Origin of the sequence: Bradyrhizobium sp. SPXBL-04 (assembly GCF_051853035.1) — a bacterium.
Lineage (GTDB): Bacteria > Pseudomonadota > Alphaproteobacteria > Rhizobiales > Xanthobacteraceae > Bradyrhizobium > Bradyrhizobium zhanjiangense.
In genome coordinates this window covers 4,908,995-4,925,187 of record NZ_CP182472.1, presented here as the reverse complement: position 1 = coordinate 4,925,187, position 16,193 = coordinate 4,908,995, and the positions used below count along the sequence as shown (strand labels likewise).

Genomic DNA, 16,193 nt, shown 5'->3' with positions numbered 1-16,193 from the left:
CGCCATCATGATGGCCATCCCTCACGTGAACGCGCCCGGTGATCCCAGCGTCCCGATTTCGGCTTCTCTTCAGCAGAAAAACGTAAAATGCGTGTGAAGCGCGTAACGCGGGAGCATGACGGCGACCGCGTCCGCGGCCGTCCAAGCTCGAGCGGGAACCTGGCAGGCCACTTTGGGCCGTGGCGCGGCCCATCTGAAATGATTGGGATTTTCCGCCGAATGTTTCGTCGTCTCGGGCAGGACGAAACAATTCTCACGAAAGATGAAACCATTTTCCGCTTTTGGCGCATCACGCGCGAAACCGCCCATGGTTATCAGCTTCACGATGACGACGGCACACCGCCGGCCACGAAATCGGGACACAAGATCATGCGCGCGCTCAGCTTCATCCTTGCCTTCGGCTTCGTGCTCGCCGGCTCCTCGTTCGCGGGCTCGCCGGACGGCAGTCTGCCCGGTGTCGGCACCTTCCAGTACAGCGGTTCACCGCTGACGATCACGGCACCTCAGCCGATCGTGGTCGCCACGCGCTTCTGATCGCCAACAAGAAAAGCAGCCGGCAAAGCCCATCATGATTGTTCGAGTCCGCGCCGCAGCGTTCATATTCGTTTTGACGCTCAGTGCCGCCCAGGCGCAGGTGCGCGCTCCCTCCAGGTTGCCGGATCCCCGTAGCGAATTCGTGCGTCAGTGTGCGCCGCGCATGCTCGGGCGCTGGGAGCATCCGGAGGAGGTCTGCGGCTGCCTGCACGACCATGCCGCAGCCGTCGTCGAGGACCGCGATTTGCGCGAGGCGCTGCTGCGCGGCATCAGCGAGACCGGCGTGCCGACGATCGAGACCGACTGGGTGCCGACGTCCAAGCAGGGCGAGATCGGCTCGACCTTCACCAAGATCGCCAAGCCGACCTTGCAGTGCATGTTCGACCCTGCGAAGCAGGGCTCTTAGCCCGCTACTTCGATTTCGGACCGTATCGCGGCACGCAGGCGCTCGTGCGCGCCACGCCCTTGTCGGTCATCTTGGCGCCGCGCACTTCCTTGACCTGTCCGGCAGGGCAGGTTCCGTCATCCACTTGCACACGTTGGCCTAGCTTGAGGTCCACGATGTCCTGTTCGCGACCGACTGTTGCTGCACGCGCGGTCGAGGCAAGCGCGAGGGAAATCAGGAGCGAAAGGCAGGTCGCGCGGCGCAGCAGCATAGTGTGAGGTCCCGGCATCGATGCCGCAATCTAGGGAGCGTCAGGCGATTCTGATAGTGAAGCTTGGTTACGCCCGTCGGGCTGAACTCCTCGCGCGCAGGACTGAGCGCGATTCCCGTGCCAGCCGTTCGGCCGAGGCCACCAGTTGCGGAACCGTATGCCCCGAAAATCCCAGCACGAAACCGGGCAGGGGACGCGCGCGAGAATAGGTGTCGGCCAGGAGCCAGCCTTCCGCGCCAGCCGCCCGCTTGGCCTCGGCCGCCCGCGACGGATCGACCGAGGGATCGAACCGGGCGACAAGATGCAGTCCTTGCGACGGCACCGGCACGGAGAGCGCGCCGTCTGATTTGGCTTCCAGCGTCGCGGCCAGCGCATCACGCGCCTCGCGATAGAGCTTGCGCACCCGCTTCAGGTTCGCGGCGAAGGCGCCGGAATTGAGCATGTCGGCCACCGCGCCTTCCATCAGCGTGCCGGGAAAGCGATCGAGCGCAGCCCGTGCAGCCGTCACGTCCGCGATCAGGCGCTCGGGCAGGGCGCAATACCCGATGCGCAGGCCCGGAAACAAGGTCTTGGCGAAGGTGCCGAGGTAGATCACGCGCTGGAGGTGATCGATGCCGGCGAGCGACATCAGCGGCGCGCCGTCGTAGCGGAACTCGCTGTCGTAATCGTCCTCGAGCACGAAGGCGCCGGCCTGCTTCGCCCAGTCCAGCAATTCGAGCCGCCGCGGCATCGACATCTGGACGCCTAGCGGAAACTGATGCGACGGGGTGACATAGGCCGCGCGCGCAGACGGTGCCGCCGCACGACCCCTAGCCACGTGCAGGCCGTGCGCGTCGACCGGAATGGGCACGGTGCGATATCCGCATTGTCCGATCGTCTGGCGCGCGATCGGATAGCCGGGGTCCTCGCACCAGACCTGGTCGCCCGCCTTCAGGATCGCGCTCAGCACGATGCGCAGCGCATGCAGCGTGCCTGATGTGAGCATGATCTGGTCGGGGTCGCAGCGCAGGCCTCGCGCCGACAACAGGTGATCAGCGATTGCCGCGCGCAACTCGCGGCTGCCGCGGGGATCGCCATAGTGCAGATGCTCGGATCCGAATGCGCGCATGCGACGCCCGACGAAGGCGCGGAAGCGCTGCACGGCGCGCTCGTCGATATGGGTACAGCCGAGCGCGAATGCGCCTTGCCGCGGCGCTTCGACAACCGCCTTGGGTTTGTTCGCCTCAGCCGCTCGCGCTGGGATGCGCGCTGCGACGAAGGTGCCGGAGCCGACGGTTGCCTCGGCAAAGCCGTCGGCGATCAGCCGTTCATAGGCAGTGACGACGGCGTTGCGGCGAAAGCCGGTCTGCTGCGCCAGCGCCCGTGAGGGCGGCAACGGCTCGCCGGGCCTGACGAGGCCGGAGACGATCATCTCGCACAGTGCCTGGTAGAGCCGGTGCGCGGCAGAAGCGCTCACCGTGATGTGCGGACCGGTGAGGTCGAGCGGCAGCTCGGCCTTGGCCGGCGAGGGAGAATTGGTCGGAATTTTTCGCATGGAATTGGCACTATCGCAGACCAAATCGGCAGCTACAACTGTTCTGAATTGCTCCAATCCCCGAGGTGCGGCCGTGAGCCAGGTTGAAAATTCAAATTCCTATCCGACGTCAGCGCGCAACCAGGTGAAGCGCCGTCACGATCGCGGCTTCTACGATCACGCGACCGTTCACCGCATCCTGGATTCCTCGATGCTTTGCCACGTGTCCTACGTGATCGACGGCCAGCCCTATTGCACGCCAACCTTCTTCTGGCGCGAAGGCACGAAGCTGTACTGGCATGGGAGCAGCGCCAGCCGCATGCTGCGCAACCAGACCAGGGGCGAGCGCGTCTGCCTGACGGTCGCCCATCTCGACAGTCTCGTGCTGGCGCGCTGCGGCTTCAACCACTCCGCCGATTACCGCGCGGTGATGGCGTTCGGCACCGCCTATCTCGTCACCGACGCCGAGGAGAAGGAGCGCGCGGTGATCGCGATGGTCGACCGCTTCTTCCCGGGCCGCACCGCGAGCCTGCGTCAGAGCACCGCGCAGGAGACCAAGGCGACCTCCTTCATCGCGATGGAGATCGAGGAGGCCTCGGCCAAGATCCGGGCCAAGGGCGTGGCCGATGACGATGAGGATTACGAACTGCCGATCTATGCCGAGTGCATCCCGGTCCGCACGGTGCTCGGCGCGCCCGAGCCGTGTCCGCGCCTGCTCGACGGCGTCAGCCGGCCCGCGGGTTTGAATGGCTACTTCGAAGGCCGGCTGCTCGACGATGCATTGCGGGATGCTTATTTTGTAGAGTACCCGAACGGCTGAAATCGGCTAGCTTGCGCTCCATCGATGATATGAATGCCCGATTGGAGTTGCCTGATGAATGCCGAAACGCAGCAGAGGATTCTTGACGCCGTCGACGCCAGCTTCGAAGCCCAGCTTGCGACCACACGTGATTTCATCGCGATCCCCTCGACCCGCGGAGCGGAGGGACCATGCCAGGACATGATCGGCGACCTCCTGCGCGAACGCGGCTATGAGGTCGACGACTGGCACATCAATATCGACGACCTCAAGGATCTGCGCGGCTTCGGCCCGATCGAGCATGATTTTTCGAAAGCGCGTTCAGTGGTGGGCACCTACCGTCCGCAAACCAACGTTGGAAAATCGCTGATCCTCCAGGGCCACTGTGATGTGGTGCCCGCAGGGCCGCTGGATTTGTGGGACACGCCGCCCTTCTCACCCGTCATCAAGGACGGCAAGATGTTCGGCCGTGGCGCCTGCGACATGAAGTCGGGCACGATCGGTGCGCTCTATGCGCTGGATGCGATCAGGGCCGCGGGTTTCAAGCCGACGGCGCGGATCCACTTCCAATCGGTGATCGAGGAGGAGAGCACCGGCGTCGGCGCGCTGTCGACGCTTCAGCGCGGCTACCGCGCCGATGCCTGCTTCATCCCGGAGCCGACCGGCGGCAAGATGGTGCGCTCGCAGGTCGGCGTGATCTGGTTTCGGCTGCGCGTAAAAGGCCACCCGACCCATGTCGCCTTTGCTGGCTCCGGGGCGAATGCGATCATGGCGGCCTATCATTTGATCCAGGCCCTGCAAAAGCTCGAGAACGAGTGGAACGAGCGCGCGAAAGCCGATCGCCATTTCAAGACGCTCAACCATCCCATCAATTTCAACCCTGGCATCATCATGGGCGGCGACTGGGCTTCCAGCGTGCCGGCCTGGTGCGACGTCGACTGCCGGATTGCTGTATTGCCGGGCTGGTCGATCGCCGATCACCAGAAGGAGATTGTGGCTTGCGTCGCGGCCGCTGCGCGCAACCACCGCTTCCTCGCCAACAATCCACCGGAGGTCGAATGGTCGGGCTTCCTGTCGGAGGGGTATGAACTGACCGACGCCGCCGCGCCCGAGGCCGCGTTCGGCAAGGCTTTCGGCGCCGTCTATGGCGGCTCGGTCGAGGACCTCGTGTTCACCGCGCTCACCGATACCCGCTTCTACGGCCTCAATCAATGCATCCCGAGCCTGTGCTTCGGCGCGAGCGGCGGCGAGATGCACGGCTTCAATGAGTTCGTCGACCTGGAGTCGCTGAAGAAGACGACCAAGGCGATGGCGCTGTTCATCGCGGAGTGGTGCGGAGTGGAGAAGGCGTAAGCAACCGGGCTTTGCTCTCTCCGCCGTCATTGCGAGGAGCGAAGCGACGAAGCAATCCAGAATCCCTCCGCGGAAAGACTCTGGATTGCTTCGCTGCGCTCGCAATGACGGGCGGAGGGCCTGTAGGGTGGGCAAAGGCGCCCCTTGCGCCGGGCCCACCATCCATCCTCAATTCCGAACGAATGGTGGGCACGCTTCGCTTTGCCCACCCTACGCGCTCCGGTTGGGGCAGGATCTGTTGTCCGAAATACGCGCAGACACATCCTTTAAGCTTAAAATAAAGACTAGGATGGCGGCCTTGCCGGTGGCAGACTGGCGCCGGCTCGCAGGGCCTGAGTCCGCCGAGGAAATCACGATGCGCGATTGGGATGATGCTTATGCCAATTCGGCCCATATCCCGGGCTCGGACAAAATGCCGGTGCTGTGGGCCGAGCGGGCGGCGGCTTACCGTGCGGGGTTGAAGGATTTTCGTCCCGACGTCGCCTATGGCGCCGGTGAGCGGCAGCGCCTCGACCTGATCCTGCCCGACGGCGACAGCAAGGGCCTCATCGTGTTCGTCCATGGCGGCTACTGGATGCGCTTCGACAAATCGGCCTGGACCGATTTGGCCGAGGGCGCAAGGCATCATGGCTGGACCGTGGCGCTGCCGAGCTACACGCTGACGCCGGCTGCGCGCATCTCCGACATCACCGCGGAAATCACTGCCGCGATCGCCAAGGCGGCCTCGCTGGTGGCGGGGCCGATCCGGCTCGCCGGCCATTCCGCCGGCGGTCATCTCGTCACGCGCATGCTGTGCGACGACAGCCGGCTCGAGCCCGCCGTCTACGATCGCATTGCCGGTACGCTCTCGATCAGCGGCCTGCACGATCTGCGGCCGCTCTTGAAGACAAAGATGAACGAGACGCTGCGCATGACCATGGAGGAGGCGGCGCTCGAGAGCGCGGCGCTGCATCTGCCGCGGGGGCATTCGCCTGTGACGGCCTGGGTCGGCGGCAATGAGCGCCCTGAATTCATTCGCCAATCCGACCTGATGGCCAATGTCTGGACCGGTTTCGACGTGCCGACACACCTCGTGATCGATCCCGGCCTCAACCATTTTACCGTGATCGACGGGCTGAAGGATCCGTCGTCGCAGATCACCGCGCGCCTGATCGGCCTCGACTGATGAGGCGAGGCACGATCGATCGAGAGGGCCTGTCATGACGTCCAGCGATTACGATCCTGCAAGCGAAGGCGCCGAGACGGATTTCGTCCGGCGCATGTCCTATGGCAACTACCTGGCGCTGGATGCGATCCTCGGGGCGCAGCATCCGCTCTCGGAAGCGCATGACGAGATGCTGTTCATCATCCAGCATCAGACCACGGAGCTGTGGATGCGCCTTGCCATCCACGAGCTCAGCGCCGCGCGCCGCGCGATCGCCAGGGACGAGGTGCAGCCGGCGATGAAGATGCTGGCGCGGGTGTCGCGCATCTTCGAGCAGCTCAACGGCGCCTGGGACGTGCTGCGGACGATGACGCCGAGCGAGTATACGCGCTTCCGCTCGCAACTCGGGCAGTCCTCGGGCTTCCAGTCGCGTCAATACAGGCTGATCGAATTCCTGCTCGGCAACCGCAACCACGCCATGCTCAAGCCGCACGCGCACGATGCGGAGACGACGAAGCTGCTCGAAGCCGAGCTCGCGACGCCAAGCCTCTATGACGAGGTGCTGCGGCTCGCCGACCGCAACGGGCTCAAGATGCCTGCGCCTGTGCTGGCCCGCGACGTCCGCGAAACCCACAGCTTCAACGAGGGCGTGCTCCAGGCCTGGCGTATCGTCTACGAGGCGCCGGAGACGCACTGGATGCTCTACGAGCTCGCCGAGAAGCTGGTCGATTTCGAAGACTATTTCCGCCGCTGGCGCTTCAACCATGTGACGACGGTCGAGCGCGTCATCGGCTTCAAGCGCGGCACCGGTGGTACTGGCGGCGTCAGCTATCTCAAACGGATGCTGGAGATCGAGCTGTTCCCCGAGCTCTGGCGCGTGCGTACGATTCTGTAGAGATGTCGATGACCAAGCTTCGCGTCTATGACGACACCAAGGCTTTGTTCCATCTGCCCGAGGGCGTGATTTATCTCGACGGCAATTCGCTCGGCGCGCTGCCGCTTGGCGTTGCCGAGCGCGTCAATCGCGTCATCACGGCCGAGTGGGGCAACGAGCTGATCCGTGCCTGGAACACCGCAGGTTGGTATGCCCAACCGCGTCATGTCGGCGATCGCATTGCGCGACTGATCGGCGCGGAAGCCGGCTCGGTGATGGTCGGAGACACGTTATCGCTCAAGGTTTACCAGGCACTCGCGGCCGCGATCGATATGAATGCCTCGCGCAAGGTGGTCCTATCGGACACCGGCAATTTCCCGACCGACCTCTACATGGCCGAAGGCCTGATCGAAACGCTCGGGCGCGGCCATCGATTGCGTCTGGTGGCGCCGGAGGAGATCGAGCCCGCGCTGTCGGAGGAGATCGCGGTGCTCTACATCACCGAGGTCGACTACCGCACCGGCCGTCGCCACGACATGGCGAAGCTGACCGCGAAAGCGCATGCGCTCGGCATCGTCACCGTCTGGGATCTCGCCCATTCCGCCGGTGCGCTGCCGGTCGATCTGTCCGGTTGCGGCACAGATTTTGCCGCGGGTTGCACCTACAAATATCTCAACGCCGGCCCTGGTGCGCCGGCCTTCCTCTACGTCGCGCCGCGCCACGCCGATAATGCTCGCGCCGCTCTGTCGGGATGGATGGGCCATGCCAAGCCGTTTGCGTTCGAGCTTGCCTATGCGGCGGCCGGCGGCGTCGAGCGCATGCGAGTCGGCACCCCGCCGGTGCTGGCGATGGCGGCGCTGGAGGCCTCGCTCGACATCTGGGACAGGATCGATATCGCCGAGGTCCGTGCACGTTCGCTGGCGCTCGGCGATCTCCTCATCGCCGAAGTCGAGCGTCGCTGCCCATCTCTGAAGCTGGTGACCACGCGCGCGCATGAGCGCCGCGGCTCACAAATCTCCTTTGCTTTCGACGGCGGCTACGCCGCCATGCAGGCGCTGATTGCCCGCGGCGTCATCGGTGATTTCCGCGCACCAGATATCATGCGGTTCGGGATCACGCCGCTTTATGTCGGGGAGGATGAGATCGTCCGCGCCGCCGAGATCATCGAGGAGGTGATCGCAGGCGACGTGTGGCGCCGGCCGGAGTACCAGATCGTGAACGCGGTGACGTGAGGAAGGTCTCGTGCCCCGGACGCAGCGCAGCGCTTCTTAGCGGTGCGCTGCAGAGCCGGGGCCCATGCTGCACCGAAATCCATCGCGAGATGGGTCCCGGCTCTGCGCAGCAACGCTGAGGCGTTGCAGCGCGTCCGCGACACGATAGCCGCAGTCAGGCTATTTTCGTTCGCCCCATAGCGCCTGCACGATCGCATCGAGCCCATCCGTCAGCGCCGCCGGTCCTGGCTGCAAGATGATCGTCGACTTGATCTCGACGATACGATCATCGCGCACCGCCGGAATCGCACTCCAGCCGTCGCGCGCGCGGATACGGGCAGGGACGACCTTCTTGCCGCACCACGACGCGAGGATCATATCCGGCGCTGCCTCGCGCACCATTTCCGCCGAGACGATGCGGTCCTTTGCGGCTTGCCGCGACCGCAGCTCCGGGAACACATCCGCGCCACCGGCGATTTCGATCAGTTCGGAGACCCAGCCGATGCCCGAGATCAGCGGATCGTCCCACTCCTCGAAATAGATTCTTGGTCGCGGCGAGGGGCGGGGCGTTGCCGCGATCGCGGCGAGGCGCCGCTCGAAACCTTGGGCGAGGTCTTCCGCGCGCCCGGCCGCACCGACCAGCGCACCGAGCGTGCGGATCATCGCTAAGATTCCGGTGACGTCGCGCTGGTTGAAGACATGGACGTCGACACCGGCGCGGACGAGATCTGCGACGATGCCGGCCTGCAGATCGGAAAAGGCCAGTACCAGCTCCGGTTCCAGCGCCAGGATCTTCGGGATGTCGGCCGAGACGAACGCCGATACCCGCGGCTTCTCCCGTCGCACCTGGGGCGGGCGCACGGCGTAGCCGGAGACGCCGACGATGCGGTCCTGCTCGCCGAGCAGATAGAGCGTTTCGACCGTCTCCTCGGTCAGGCAGACGATGCGGTGGGGCGGGAAGTGGCGCATGCGATAAGCCTATGCACAATGTCTGCGCCGATGTCAGCCCGCCCATTACCTCGGACGTCATTGCTTTGCCGCGCGAAGCAATTCACGCTGAGACAACAATGAATTGGGAGCAGATCCGATGACGCCGCTCGAGAAACTTAAAGTGATGAAGATGCCGTTCGCCGAGCTCAAAGGCGTCGAGTTCGTCGAGGCCGAGAAAGATCGCGTGGTGGCGCGGATGACGGTCCGGCCCGACCTCTGCACGCTTCATCACACCATCCATGGCGGCGCGTTGATGGCGCTGGCCGATTCCGTCGGCGCGGCGGCGACCGTGATCAACCTGCCGGACGATGCCAAAGGCACCACGACGCTGGAGAGCAAGACCAACTTCATCGGTGGGGCCAAGGAAGGAACCACGGTCATCGCCACCGCCACCCCAGTCCACCGGGGCCGGCGGACCCAGGTCTGGACCACCCGGCTGGAAGCGGAGGACGGCAAGCTGGTGGCCATCGTGACCCAGACGCAGCTCATCCTCGTATGAAACGGGGGGCCTTGATTTTGTTAACGAAATAGTCGCGTCTGGTGCCGCTTACTTGGGCAGGCTCCCGTCTTGAAAAGCTTGCTGCGATGCACAATATAGGCGGCCTAGGGATTCGAACGCCTCCTCGAGGGACACCAAGAGGAGTTTTGACGTGGTACTTGACGAGACCGTCCGCACCGCTCCGGGCTACGTGCGGACCCTGATCCAGCAGGAAGAATTGCCGCTTCTGCGCGATCACCTGCTGAGGCTTGATGCCGGAAGCCGGCACGACCGTTTCAACGGTTTTCTCGACGACAGCTTCATCGAGCGTTACGCCGCCCGCTGCGCCGAAGACGGCACCGTGATCGTCGCCTACATCGTCGATGGCGTGGTCCGCGGTGCGGCCGAGTTGCATCCGCCGGAGGATGATTCGCTGCCCGAGGTCGCCTTCAGTGTGGAGGCCTCCGCGCGCCGTCAGGGCGTCGGAACGGTGCTGTTCCGCCGTCTGATCGCGGAAGCGCGCTGGAAGGGCTATAAGCGCCTTCGCGTCACCACCGGCGCCGAGAACCACGCCATGCGGGCGCTCGCCAGAAAGTTCGGCGCGCATCTGGCTTTCCGCCACGGCGAATCGACCGGGACGATCGATCTCGGCAAGACGCCCGAGGCGGAGCTTGCCGACCTCGCGGCCTCGCCGTTCACGGCCGGCCGGGCCCTGCTCAGCTTCAACTCGACCTGCTGGAAGATCATCTCCAGCATGTACGGCAATCGTGCCGCCTGAAACAAAAAAGCGGACCGGCAAGGCCGGTCCGCTTTCGTATTCTGGTTAGTGAAATGAGCGCTCAGGTGCCGGTGCGCTTGTCGTTGCCGAAGCGGCGGACGACGCGGCGCTCGACCACCACGGAGCGCTGCGCGCCCTGTTCGCCGGCAATCACGCGGGTTGCGGTGATGCGGCTGTTGGTGCGGGCCTGCTTCTTGACCTCGGCCTGCACGACATCGAGCGGCATGCCCATCAGCGCTGCCGCGATCTCGGCCTGCTGCTCCTGGTCGTCGGTGATGCCGACGGCGGCGAAGATCGCCTCGTCCAGGGTGGGCGGATCGTGACGCACGCGCCGCGTGCCATATTTGGTATTCCAGTCTGCGCTCATAACGGCCTCGTTTTGATGCCGGGATACCTAGTGCCGCCAATGTTGCATTGCAATATGGAATCGGTGTGACATCTCAGCTATGCACCGGTCGGGTGTCAGGGCGGTGCCGCGACACCTGCACCGACTTCAATCCCTTGCTGTGGCCAGCGTTTCAGTGCCGCGTGCCCGGCTTCGGTGAGCCCGTAAATTCCCCGCTCAGCACGCTCGAACCAGCCATACACATTGTTAAGCAAGATCTTACCGGCATCGGGACAGCGTTCGCGCAACTCGCTCACCCGCCGCGGACCATCGGCGAGCGCCGAGGCGCAGGCCAGCGCCTGCTGCCGATAGGCCGTCATGATCGGCGAACGGGTGCTGCCGCCGAGCACGGGATCGCCTTGGCGGCGCTGATGTTCGGCGACCAGCCGCGAGCGAATCTTCGGCTCGCGGCGCGGCGCCGCCGTCGGCGGCTTCACCAGCACCTCCACCTGGCCGCGATCGGTCACCCCGAGCATGCCGAAGCCGAGCCGGCGGCAGAGATTGCGGTAGCGCGCATCGCTCTCACGCCCTTTGCCGCGGGCCGACATTCTGGCGGCGATCCAGATCTCGTCGCCGGCCGGCGCGCGGTCCACCGCCTGGAGGATCAGCTCGAGATTGAAGGCGAGCTTGAGTTCGCCGATCACCACGATAGGCGGATCGCCGGCGCTGAGGCCCACGAGATCGCAGCCGCCGATCTCGCCCTTCACGGTAAAGCCGAGCTCTTCGAGGAAGCGTTTGACGGGCAGATAGAGCGCGGTTTCCAAAGACAGGTTCCGAGTGTGATGTCCGATCGGAGAATCAGTTGCAGGCAGTTTAGAGCCTTCTCGGCTCCGATTGAATCAGGGCTGTCTGGCAGAGATTCGGAGCGATACGCCTATACCCGCCCACCCACCGGGATCAGCGCACCGGTGACGCCGCTCGCGGCATCGCTGGCGAGAAACAGGATGACTTCGGCGAGCTCCTGTGGCGTCACCCATTTGGAGAAGTCTGCTTTCGGCATGTCGGCGCGGTTGGCGCTGGTGTCGATGATGGACGGCAGCACGGCGTTGATGGTCAGCTTGCCCTTCCACTCATTGGCAAGCGCCTCGGTGAGGCGATGCACGCCTGCCTTCGACGCCGCATAGGGGCCCATGCCGGAGCCGGCCTGGAGCGCACCCATGGCGCCGATGTTGACGATGCGGCCGGCCTTGGAGGCGGCGAGATACGGCAGTGCCGCCCGCGAGGTGTTGAGTGCGGTTAGGACATTCAGCGCATGCATACGCTGCCACGTCGCGGTGTCGCCGTCGCCGACGGTCTCGAAGGCGAAGCCGCCCGCGATGTTGATCAGTGCATCGAGCTTGCCGAAGTGCTTTGCCGCGGCCTCGATCGCCGTCTTCGCCTGCGCCGCATCGGACAGGTCGACGCCGCCAATCTCGATGTTTTCAGGCTTTGCGAGGGCTTGCGATGGCGCGTAATCGATGCCGGCCACGCGCGCGCCGCGTATCCGCGCCGTCTCGGCGACCACCTTGCCCAGCGCTCCAAGCGCACCGGTCACGACAATGACTTTTCCCTGCACGGTGCTCTCCGTGGTTTCGCTTTGCCGGCGACTATTGCGTCCAGCGAATTGGACTTGCAATGGCGGCAGCTTCAAGGCTGGGCTATAGTTACAACTTTAGATCGGTGAGGAGGTTGTTCATGTCTGACAATTTGCCAACCATCGAATTTCCTGCTGCGATCGTCGACTTAAAATATCCGCTGATGCGGCTCCGGCAGGCTCTGGACGGGAAGGGTCCCGTTCGCATCGTAGCCATGGGGTCGTCATCAACGGCCGGACGAGCCGATGTTGTGCCGTATCCCTATCGGTTGGAGATGTATCTACGGCAATACTTCAAGGACGTCGTCCACCGGCCGGACATTCGGATTGACGTGCTGAACCGCGGCAAGGGCGGAGAAGAGGCAAACGAAGAACTCGTACGCTTTGAGGCCGATATCTTTCATGATGATCCGGCACTGGTCATCTGGCAGGTTGGAACGAACGCGGTCTTTCACAACGACCAGTACGACGTGGACGCTGTTGCCGGGAATATCAGGAAGGGCCTGGCGCAATTGCGCGCTCGCGGTTTCGAGGTTCTGCTGATTGATCCGCAATATGTGACGAAGATGCTCTGGGACGACCGTGCTGAGCTTTCGGACAAGATGGTCCGGCTGATCCGCGATGCTGCCAATGAGGCCGAGGTGAATCTGTTTCAGCGTTGGGCACTGATGCGGCATTGGCACGTGCAAAACAACGTTTCGTTCGAGCAATTGCTGGACCCAGGTGATCCTGACAAGCTGCACCAAAGCGATTGGAGCACCCAGCAGATCTCCTTGGCCCTCAAGAGCGCGATGATCAAGGCCATAGGGCTGACGGCCTGAGGCGTCCGCCGCGGATCACGCTTGCAGATAACGCGCCTTCAGCGCAGTCCGTTCGGCTGCGCCGAGCTTGAGCCCGTCGCGCAAATAGGTTTCGATATCGCCGTATTCCTTGCCGACGGCTTCGAACGCAGCAGCAAGGTAAGAGGCTTCGACGCTGCCGATGGCATTGCGTACGTCCTCCGGCAGGTCGGTGGCAGCCGTCGCATCGCGCTTGTAATGCTGATTGGTGAGCAGGTAGTCCTCGGCAATGACGTCATCGGGGACGCCGAGTGCATGCAGGATCAGCGCGCAGGCAAAGCCGGTGCGGTCCTTGCCTGCAGTGCAGTGGATCACGAGCGGCGCGCGGTCTTCCAGGAGATGGCCGAACAGGTCGCGAAAGCTGTGCGTGTTGTGGCGAACGTAGTTGCGATAGGATTCGCGCATGAGCTCCAGCGCGACCGGTGCCGTCAGCGTGCCCCTCGCGAGCTCGGCGCGCAGCGCAGCGACGACCGTCGGCTCGATCGGCAGCGAGTGCACGGTGATCTCGTTCATGACGCAGACGCCGGCCGCGCGCTCCTCCAGCCCACGGAAATCGAATGCGCTTCGCACCCCCAGCGCGCGGACGATCTCGATGTCGGCTGCGGTGAGTTGGCCGAGATGGTTGGAGCGGAAGATGTGCCGCCAGCGCGTGATGCGGCCGTCGGTGGTTGGATAGCCGCCGAGATCGCGAAAATTGCTGGCGCCTTGCAAGGCGAGGTGGCGGGCAGGGGAGTCGGACATGAGATCAGCTTGGGTTATGGTTCCACCGGATGCGCTGCGGCATCCTTAAAGTCCATTACAGGGGGGCGATCATGGGCCGACACAAGGCCATTGTTTTGGCTATCACCATGCTGTCGGCCGGAATTCTCCATAGTCGACCGGCCGATGCGCAGACATTCCAGACCTATCGCTGTGCCGATGGTACGCAGTTCATCATCGGGTTTTATGACGGCGACAAGCGCGCCTTCCTCCAGATCGACGGCGAGCCGGTGACGCTTGCCAAGCGGCTGACGGTCTCTGGCGCGCGCTATTCGAGGGCCGGGATCACGCTGACGATCGGCAGGACCGGGACCACCACGATCAGACATCTGAAGCGGCCGGTGACGGCCTGCGCGGTGATCTGAACGTTTTCTGTACTGAATCAAAAAGGGCCGAAACACCGTGGTTTCGACCCTTTTTCAAACTGCCGCCTGCGTTCGCGAGCGGGCGGCGGTATCAAACCAGCCACCGGCATCAGCGATCCCATTTCGGCTTGGCTTCGTCCACAGCGTCTTGGTGGTACCAGCTGTCGCTGCAGATCGAGACGTTCGTGGGAAGCGAAGCATGATCGGCGGGAGGGCTGGTCTCGCCATAGCGGCGTCCCCCAAGAGCTGCGCGGCCCCCGGCAGGGAATTGGTAGATCTTCGCAGATCCGTGACTCAGACCATTGTTCATCATTACGATTTCTCCTTGGTCGAAGCGCCTTGGCCTCCATGCTGCGCCCGACTCGTTCGATTGTGGTTACTGAAATCCCCATATCGGCCGCGCGCCCCGAATTGGAAAGTGCTGAAAAGGAAATCAGTTGCCGCCCAATTTATAGGCAGGTCGCCTGCTGCATCTCCCAAGGCAGCGTGTCGGTGATCAACGCCTGGGCTATTCCAAAGGTTGCTGGTCAGTGCTGTGGGGCTTTACGAAAGTTGCTGGACGCTGATGCGTGTTTCATCGGCAACATCCCGCACTGCGCCGCCTGCTTCAGAATCGGGCGGTTTCCGCGGAGTTTTTGCGGTGCAGCTTCACGCGAAGGTGCGCGGCTATGACGCATGACGCCGGGGGCGGTTTGTCAGCGCCGAGGAGCCGCCTGCCGCGGTGGAAAACCTCCCGCAGTGCGGCCTTTTGGCACGTTAAATGCTTGTAAAGGGCCGGCCGATGGTGGCCGGGTACAAACGTGCGGGGACCCCAGGGCCCCCAACCTTTCGCATCATCTACAGAGAGGCTCAATGACCAAGTATAAGCTCGAGTACATTTGGCTCGACGGATATACGCCGACTCCGAATTTGCGCGGCAAAACTCAGATCAAGGAATTCGCGTCGTTCCCGACGCTCGAGCAGCTTCCGCTCTGGGGCTTCGATGGCTCCTCCACCCAGCAGGCCGAAGGTCATAGCTCCGATTGCGTGCTGAAGCCGGTCGCCGTTTTCCCGGACGCCGCGCGCACCAATGGCGTGCTTGTGATGTGCGAAGTCATGATGCCCGATGGCAAGACCCCGCATCCGTCAAACAAGCGCGCCACCATCCTCGACGACGCCGGCGCCTGGTTCGGCTTCGAGCAGGAATACTTCTTCTACAAGGACGGCCGCCCGCTCGGCTTCCCGACCGCCGGCTATCCGGCCCCGCAGGGTCCGTACTACACCGGCGTCGGCTACTCGAACGTTGGCGACGTCGCCCGCAAGATCGTCGAAGAGCATCTCGACCTCTGCCTCGCTGCCGGCATCAACCATGAAGGCATCAACGCGGAAGTCGCCAAGGGTCAGTGGGAATTCCAGATCTTCGGCAAGGGCTCCAAGACCGCTGCCGACCAGATGTGGATGGCTCGCTACCTGATGCTGCGCCTCACCGAGAAGTACGGCATCGACATCGAGTTCCACTGCAAGCCGCTCGGCGACACCGACTGGAACGGCTCGGGCATGCACGCCAACTTCTCGACCGCCTATATGCGCGAAGTCGGCGGCAAGGAGTATTTCGAGGCGCTGATGGCGGCCTTCGAGAAGAACCTGATGGACCACATTGCCGTCTACGGCCCGGACAACGACAAGCGTCTGACCGGCAAGCACGAGACCGCGCCCTGGAACAAGTTCAGCTACGGCGTGGCCGACCGCGGCGCTTCGATCCGCGTTCCGCACTCCTTCGTCAACAACGGCTACAAAGGCTATCTGGAAGACCGCCGTCCGAACTCGCAAGGCGACCCCTACCAGATCGCTTCGCAGATCCTGAAGACGATCGCGTCCGTGCCGACCGACAAGAAGGCCGCGGCCTAAGATCCTCCCGGCCCGGGCCTGGGGGCTGACCCGGGTTGGTCTCAAATCCGCCGGA

Annotated in this window: 21 protein-coding genes; 13 read left to right on the top strand and 8 right to left on the bottom strand. The window is 63.8% G+C overall.

Features of this window, described 5'->3' with window-relative positions; genetic code table 11:
* The first annotated feature begins 87 nt into the window (after positions 1-87).
* The gene (locus ACNJX8_RS23430; RefSeq protein WP_439356896.1) at positions 88-534 is read left to right on the top strand and encodes a hypothetical protein; all 447 of its coding nucleotides are present in this window, start codon (positions 88-90) and stop codon (positions 532-534) included.
* 34 nt (positions 535-568) lie between these two features.
* Positions 569-940, top strand: a complete 372-nt coding sequence (locus ACNJX8_RS23425; protein WP_439356895.1) for a hypothetical protein — start codon at positions 569-571, stop codon at positions 938-940.
* Positions 941-944: 4 nt separating this feature from the next.
* Here the strand turns inward: ACNJX8_RS23425 and ACNJX8_RS23420 are convergent, their stop codons facing one another.
* The gene (locus tag ACNJX8_RS23420; RefSeq protein ID WP_128934218.1) at positions 945-1,190 is read right to left on the bottom strand and encodes a DUF6719 family protein; all 246 of its coding nucleotides are present in this window, start codon (positions 1,188-1,190) and stop codon (positions 945-947) included.
* Between the two features lie 67 nt (positions 1,191-1,257).
* Complete coding sequence (locus ACNJX8_RS23415; RefSeq protein WP_439356894.1) at positions 1,258-2,724, bottom strand: PLP-dependent aminotransferase family protein; 1,467 nt, start codon at positions 2,722-2,724, stop codon at positions 1,258-1,260.
* A 73-nt stretch (positions 2,725-2,797) separates the two neighbouring features.
* Here ACNJX8_RS23415 and ACNJX8_RS23410 point away from each other — a divergent pair, with 73 nt between their 5' ends.
* The 5 genes from ACNJX8_RS23410 (at position 2,798) to kynU (ending at position 8,105) form a co-directional block, all read left to right on the top strand.
* Complete coding sequence (locus ACNJX8_RS23410; RefSeq protein ID WP_439356893.1) at positions 2,798-3,523, top strand: pyridoxamine 5'-phosphate oxidase family protein; 726 nt, start codon at positions 2,798-2,800, stop codon at positions 3,521-3,523.
* Between the two features lie 54 nt (positions 3,524-3,577).
* Complete coding sequence (locus ACNJX8_RS23405) at positions 3,578-4,855, top strand: ArgE/DapE family deacylase (RefSeq protein ID WP_439356892.1); 1,278 nt, start codon at positions 3,578-3,580, stop codon at positions 4,853-4,855.
* A gap of 355 nt (positions 4,856-5,210) precedes the next feature.
* A complete protein-coding gene (locus tag ACNJX8_RS23400; RefSeq protein ID WP_439356891.1) occupies positions 5,211-6,020 on the top strand; it encodes an alpha/beta hydrolase in 810 nt (269 codons plus the stop codon).
* 34 nt (positions 6,021-6,054) lie between these two features.
* On the top strand, positions 6,055-6,894 hold the full coding sequence (gene kynA / locus ACNJX8_RS23395) for a tryptophan 2,3-dioxygenase (RefSeq protein WP_439356890.1): 840 nt from the start codon (positions 6,055-6,057) through the stop codon (positions 6,892-6,894).
* Between the two features lie 8 nt (positions 6,895-6,902).
* Positions 6,903-8,105, top strand: a complete 1,203-nt coding sequence (gene kynU, locus ACNJX8_RS23390) for a kynureninase (protein WP_439356889.1) — start codon at positions 6,903-6,905, stop codon at positions 8,103-8,105.
* Between the two features lie 159 nt (positions 8,106-8,264).
* Here the strand turns inward: kynU and ACNJX8_RS23385 are convergent, their stop codons facing one another.
* Positions 8,265-9,053, bottom strand: a complete 789-nt coding sequence (locus tag ACNJX8_RS23385) for a cobalamin-binding protein (RefSeq protein WP_439356888.1) — start codon at positions 9,051-9,053, stop codon at positions 8,265-8,267.
* Between the two features lie 118 nt (positions 9,054-9,171).
* Between ACNJX8_RS23385 and ACNJX8_RS23380 the strand changes: the two genes are divergently transcribed.
* A complete protein-coding gene (locus tag ACNJX8_RS23380) occupies positions 9,172-9,573 on the top strand; it encodes a PaaI family thioesterase (protein ID WP_439410284.1) in 402 nt (133 codons plus the stop codon).
* A gap of 151 nt (positions 9,574-9,724) precedes the next feature.
* Positions 9,725-10,330: a GNAT family N-acetyltransferase gene (locus ACNJX8_RS23375; RefSeq protein WP_128941904.1), complete on the top strand. Its 606-nt coding sequence runs from the start codon at positions 9,725-9,727 to the stop codon at positions 10,328-10,330.
* Positions 10,331-10,391: 61 nt separating this feature from the next.
* Here ACNJX8_RS23375 and ACNJX8_RS23370 read toward each other — a convergent pair whose 3' ends face one another.
* The 3 genes from ACNJX8_RS23370 to ACNJX8_RS23360 form a co-directional block, all read right to left on the bottom strand.
* Positions 10,392-10,697 carry a hypothetical protein gene (locus ACNJX8_RS23370; protein ID WP_015686575.1) on the bottom strand — a complete coding sequence of 102 codons (306 nt, stop codon included), beginning with the start codon at positions 10,695-10,697 and terminating at the stop codon, positions 10,392-10,394.
* 95 nt (positions 10,698-10,792) lie between these two features.
* Positions 10,793-11,479 (bottom strand): DUF2161 domain-containing phosphodiesterase, encoded by a 687-nt coding sequence (locus ACNJX8_RS23365; protein ID WP_439356886.1) that lies wholly within the window; start codon positions 11,477-11,479, stop codon positions 10,793-10,795.
* Between the two features lie 110 nt (positions 11,480-11,589).
* Positions 11,590-12,270, bottom strand: a complete 681-nt coding sequence (locus ACNJX8_RS23360; protein ID WP_439356885.1) for an SDR family oxidoreductase — start codon at positions 12,268-12,270, stop codon at positions 11,590-11,592.
* 119 nt (positions 12,271-12,389) lie between these two features.
* Here ACNJX8_RS23360 and ACNJX8_RS23355 point away from each other — a divergent pair, with 119 nt between their 5' ends.
* A complete protein-coding gene (locus ACNJX8_RS23355) occupies positions 12,390-13,109 on the top strand; it encodes an SGNH/GDSL hydrolase family protein (RefSeq protein WP_128934206.1) in 720 nt (239 codons plus the stop codon).
* A 15-nt stretch (positions 13,110-13,124) separates the two neighbouring features.
* On the opposite strand, the gene ACNJX8_RS23350 is transcribed toward ACNJX8_RS23355, so the two are convergent.
* Entirely contained in the window at positions 13,125-13,868 is a 744-nt protein-coding gene (locus ACNJX8_RS23350; RefSeq protein WP_128934205.1) for a tyrosine-protein phosphatase, read from the bottom strand.
* A gap of 71 nt (positions 13,869-13,939) precedes the next feature.
* Between ACNJX8_RS23350 and ACNJX8_RS23345 the strand changes: the two genes are divergently transcribed.
* Entirely contained in the window at positions 13,940-14,251 is a 312-nt protein-coding gene (locus ACNJX8_RS23345) for an MliC family protein (protein WP_370985360.1), read from the top strand.
* A gap of 109 nt (positions 14,252-14,360) precedes the next feature.
* Here ACNJX8_RS23345 and ACNJX8_RS23340 read toward each other — a convergent pair whose 3' ends face one another.
* The gene (locus ACNJX8_RS23340) at positions 14,361-14,564 is read right to left on the bottom strand and encodes a DUF2735 domain-containing protein (RefSeq protein WP_439356884.1); all 204 of its coding nucleotides are present in this window, start codon (positions 14,562-14,564) and stop codon (positions 14,361-14,363) included.
* A 26-nt stretch (positions 14,565-14,590) separates the two neighbouring features.
* On the opposite strand from ACNJX8_RS23340, the gene ACNJX8_RS23335 reads away from it, so the two are divergent.
* Both ACNJX8_RS23335 and ACNJX8_RS23330 read left to right on the top strand, forming a co-directional pair.
* Entirely contained in the window at positions 14,591-14,923 is a 333-nt protein-coding gene (locus ACNJX8_RS23335) for a hypothetical protein (RefSeq protein ID WP_439410283.1), read from the top strand.
* A gap of 180 nt (positions 14,924-15,103) precedes the next feature.
* Positions 15,104-16,138, top strand: coding sequence for a glutamine synthetase beta-grasp domain-containing protein (locus ACNJX8_RS23330; RefSeq protein WP_091892958.1), 1,035 nt, complete (start codon positions 15,104-15,106; stop codon positions 16,136-16,138).
* The last annotated feature ends 55 nt before the right edge of the window (positions 16,139-16,193 follow it).

Bases quoted from the DNA above. Each gene is read 5' to 3' on its own strand.
- ACNJX8_RS23430 (WP_439356896.1), top strand. From the start codon at position 88: ATGCGTGTGAAGCGCGTAACGCGGGAGCATGACGGCGACCGCGTCCGC.
- ACNJX8_RS23425 (WP_439356895.1), top strand. From the start codon at position 569: ATGATTGTTCGAGTCCGCGCCGCAGCGTTCATATTCGTTTTGACGCTC.
- ACNJX8_RS23420 (WP_128934218.1), bottom strand. From the start codon at position 1,190: ATGCTGCTGCGCCGCGCGACCTGCCTTTCGCTCCTGATTTCCCTCGCG.
- ACNJX8_RS23415 (WP_439356894.1), bottom strand. From the start codon at position 2,724: ATGCGAAAAATTCCGACCAATTCTCCCTCGCCGGCCAAGGCCGAGCTG.
- ACNJX8_RS23405 (WP_439356892.1), top strand. From the start codon at position 3,578: ATGAATGCCGAAACGCAGCAGAGGATTCTTGACGCCGTCGACGCCAGC.
- ACNJX8_RS23400 (WP_439356891.1), top strand. From the start codon at position 5,211: ATGCGCGATTGGGATGATGCTTATGCCAATTCGGCCCATATCCCGGGC.
- kynA (WP_439356890.1), top strand. From the start codon at position 6,055: ATGACGTCCAGCGATTACGATCCTGCAAGCGAAGGCGCCGAGACGGAT.
- kynU (WP_439356889.1), top strand. From the start codon at position 6,903: ATGACCAAGCTTCGCGTCTATGACGACACCAAGGCTTTGTTCCATCTG.
- ACNJX8_RS23385 (WP_439356888.1), bottom strand. From the start codon at position 9,053: ATGCGCCACTTCCCGCCCCACCGCATCGTCTGCCTGACCGAGGAGACG.
- ACNJX8_RS23380 (WP_439410284.1), top strand. From the start codon at position 9,172: ATGACGCCGCTCGAGAAACTTAAAGTGATGAAGATGCCGTTCGCCGAG.
- ACNJX8_RS23370 (WP_015686575.1), bottom strand. From the start codon at position 10,697: ATGAGCGCAGACTGGAATACCAAATATGGCACGCGGCGCGTGCGTCAC.
- ACNJX8_RS23355 (WP_128934206.1), top strand. From the start codon at position 12,390: ATGTCTGACAATTTGCCAACCATCGAATTTCCTGCTGCGATCGTCGAC.
- ACNJX8_RS23350 (WP_128934205.1), bottom strand. From the start codon at position 13,868: ATGTCCGACTCCCCTGCCCGCCACCTCGCCTTGCAAGGCGCCAGCAAT.
- ACNJX8_RS23345 (WP_370985360.1), top strand. From the start codon at position 13,940: ATGGGCCGACACAAGGCCATTGTTTTGGCTATCACCATGCTGTCGGCC.
- ACNJX8_RS23340 (WP_439356884.1), bottom strand. From the start codon at position 14,564: ATGATGAACAATGGTCTGAGTCACGGATCTGCGAAGATCTACCAATTC.
- ACNJX8_RS23330 (WP_091892958.1), top strand. From the start codon at position 15,104: ATGACCAAGTATAAGCTCGAGTACATTTGGCTCGACGGATATACGCCG.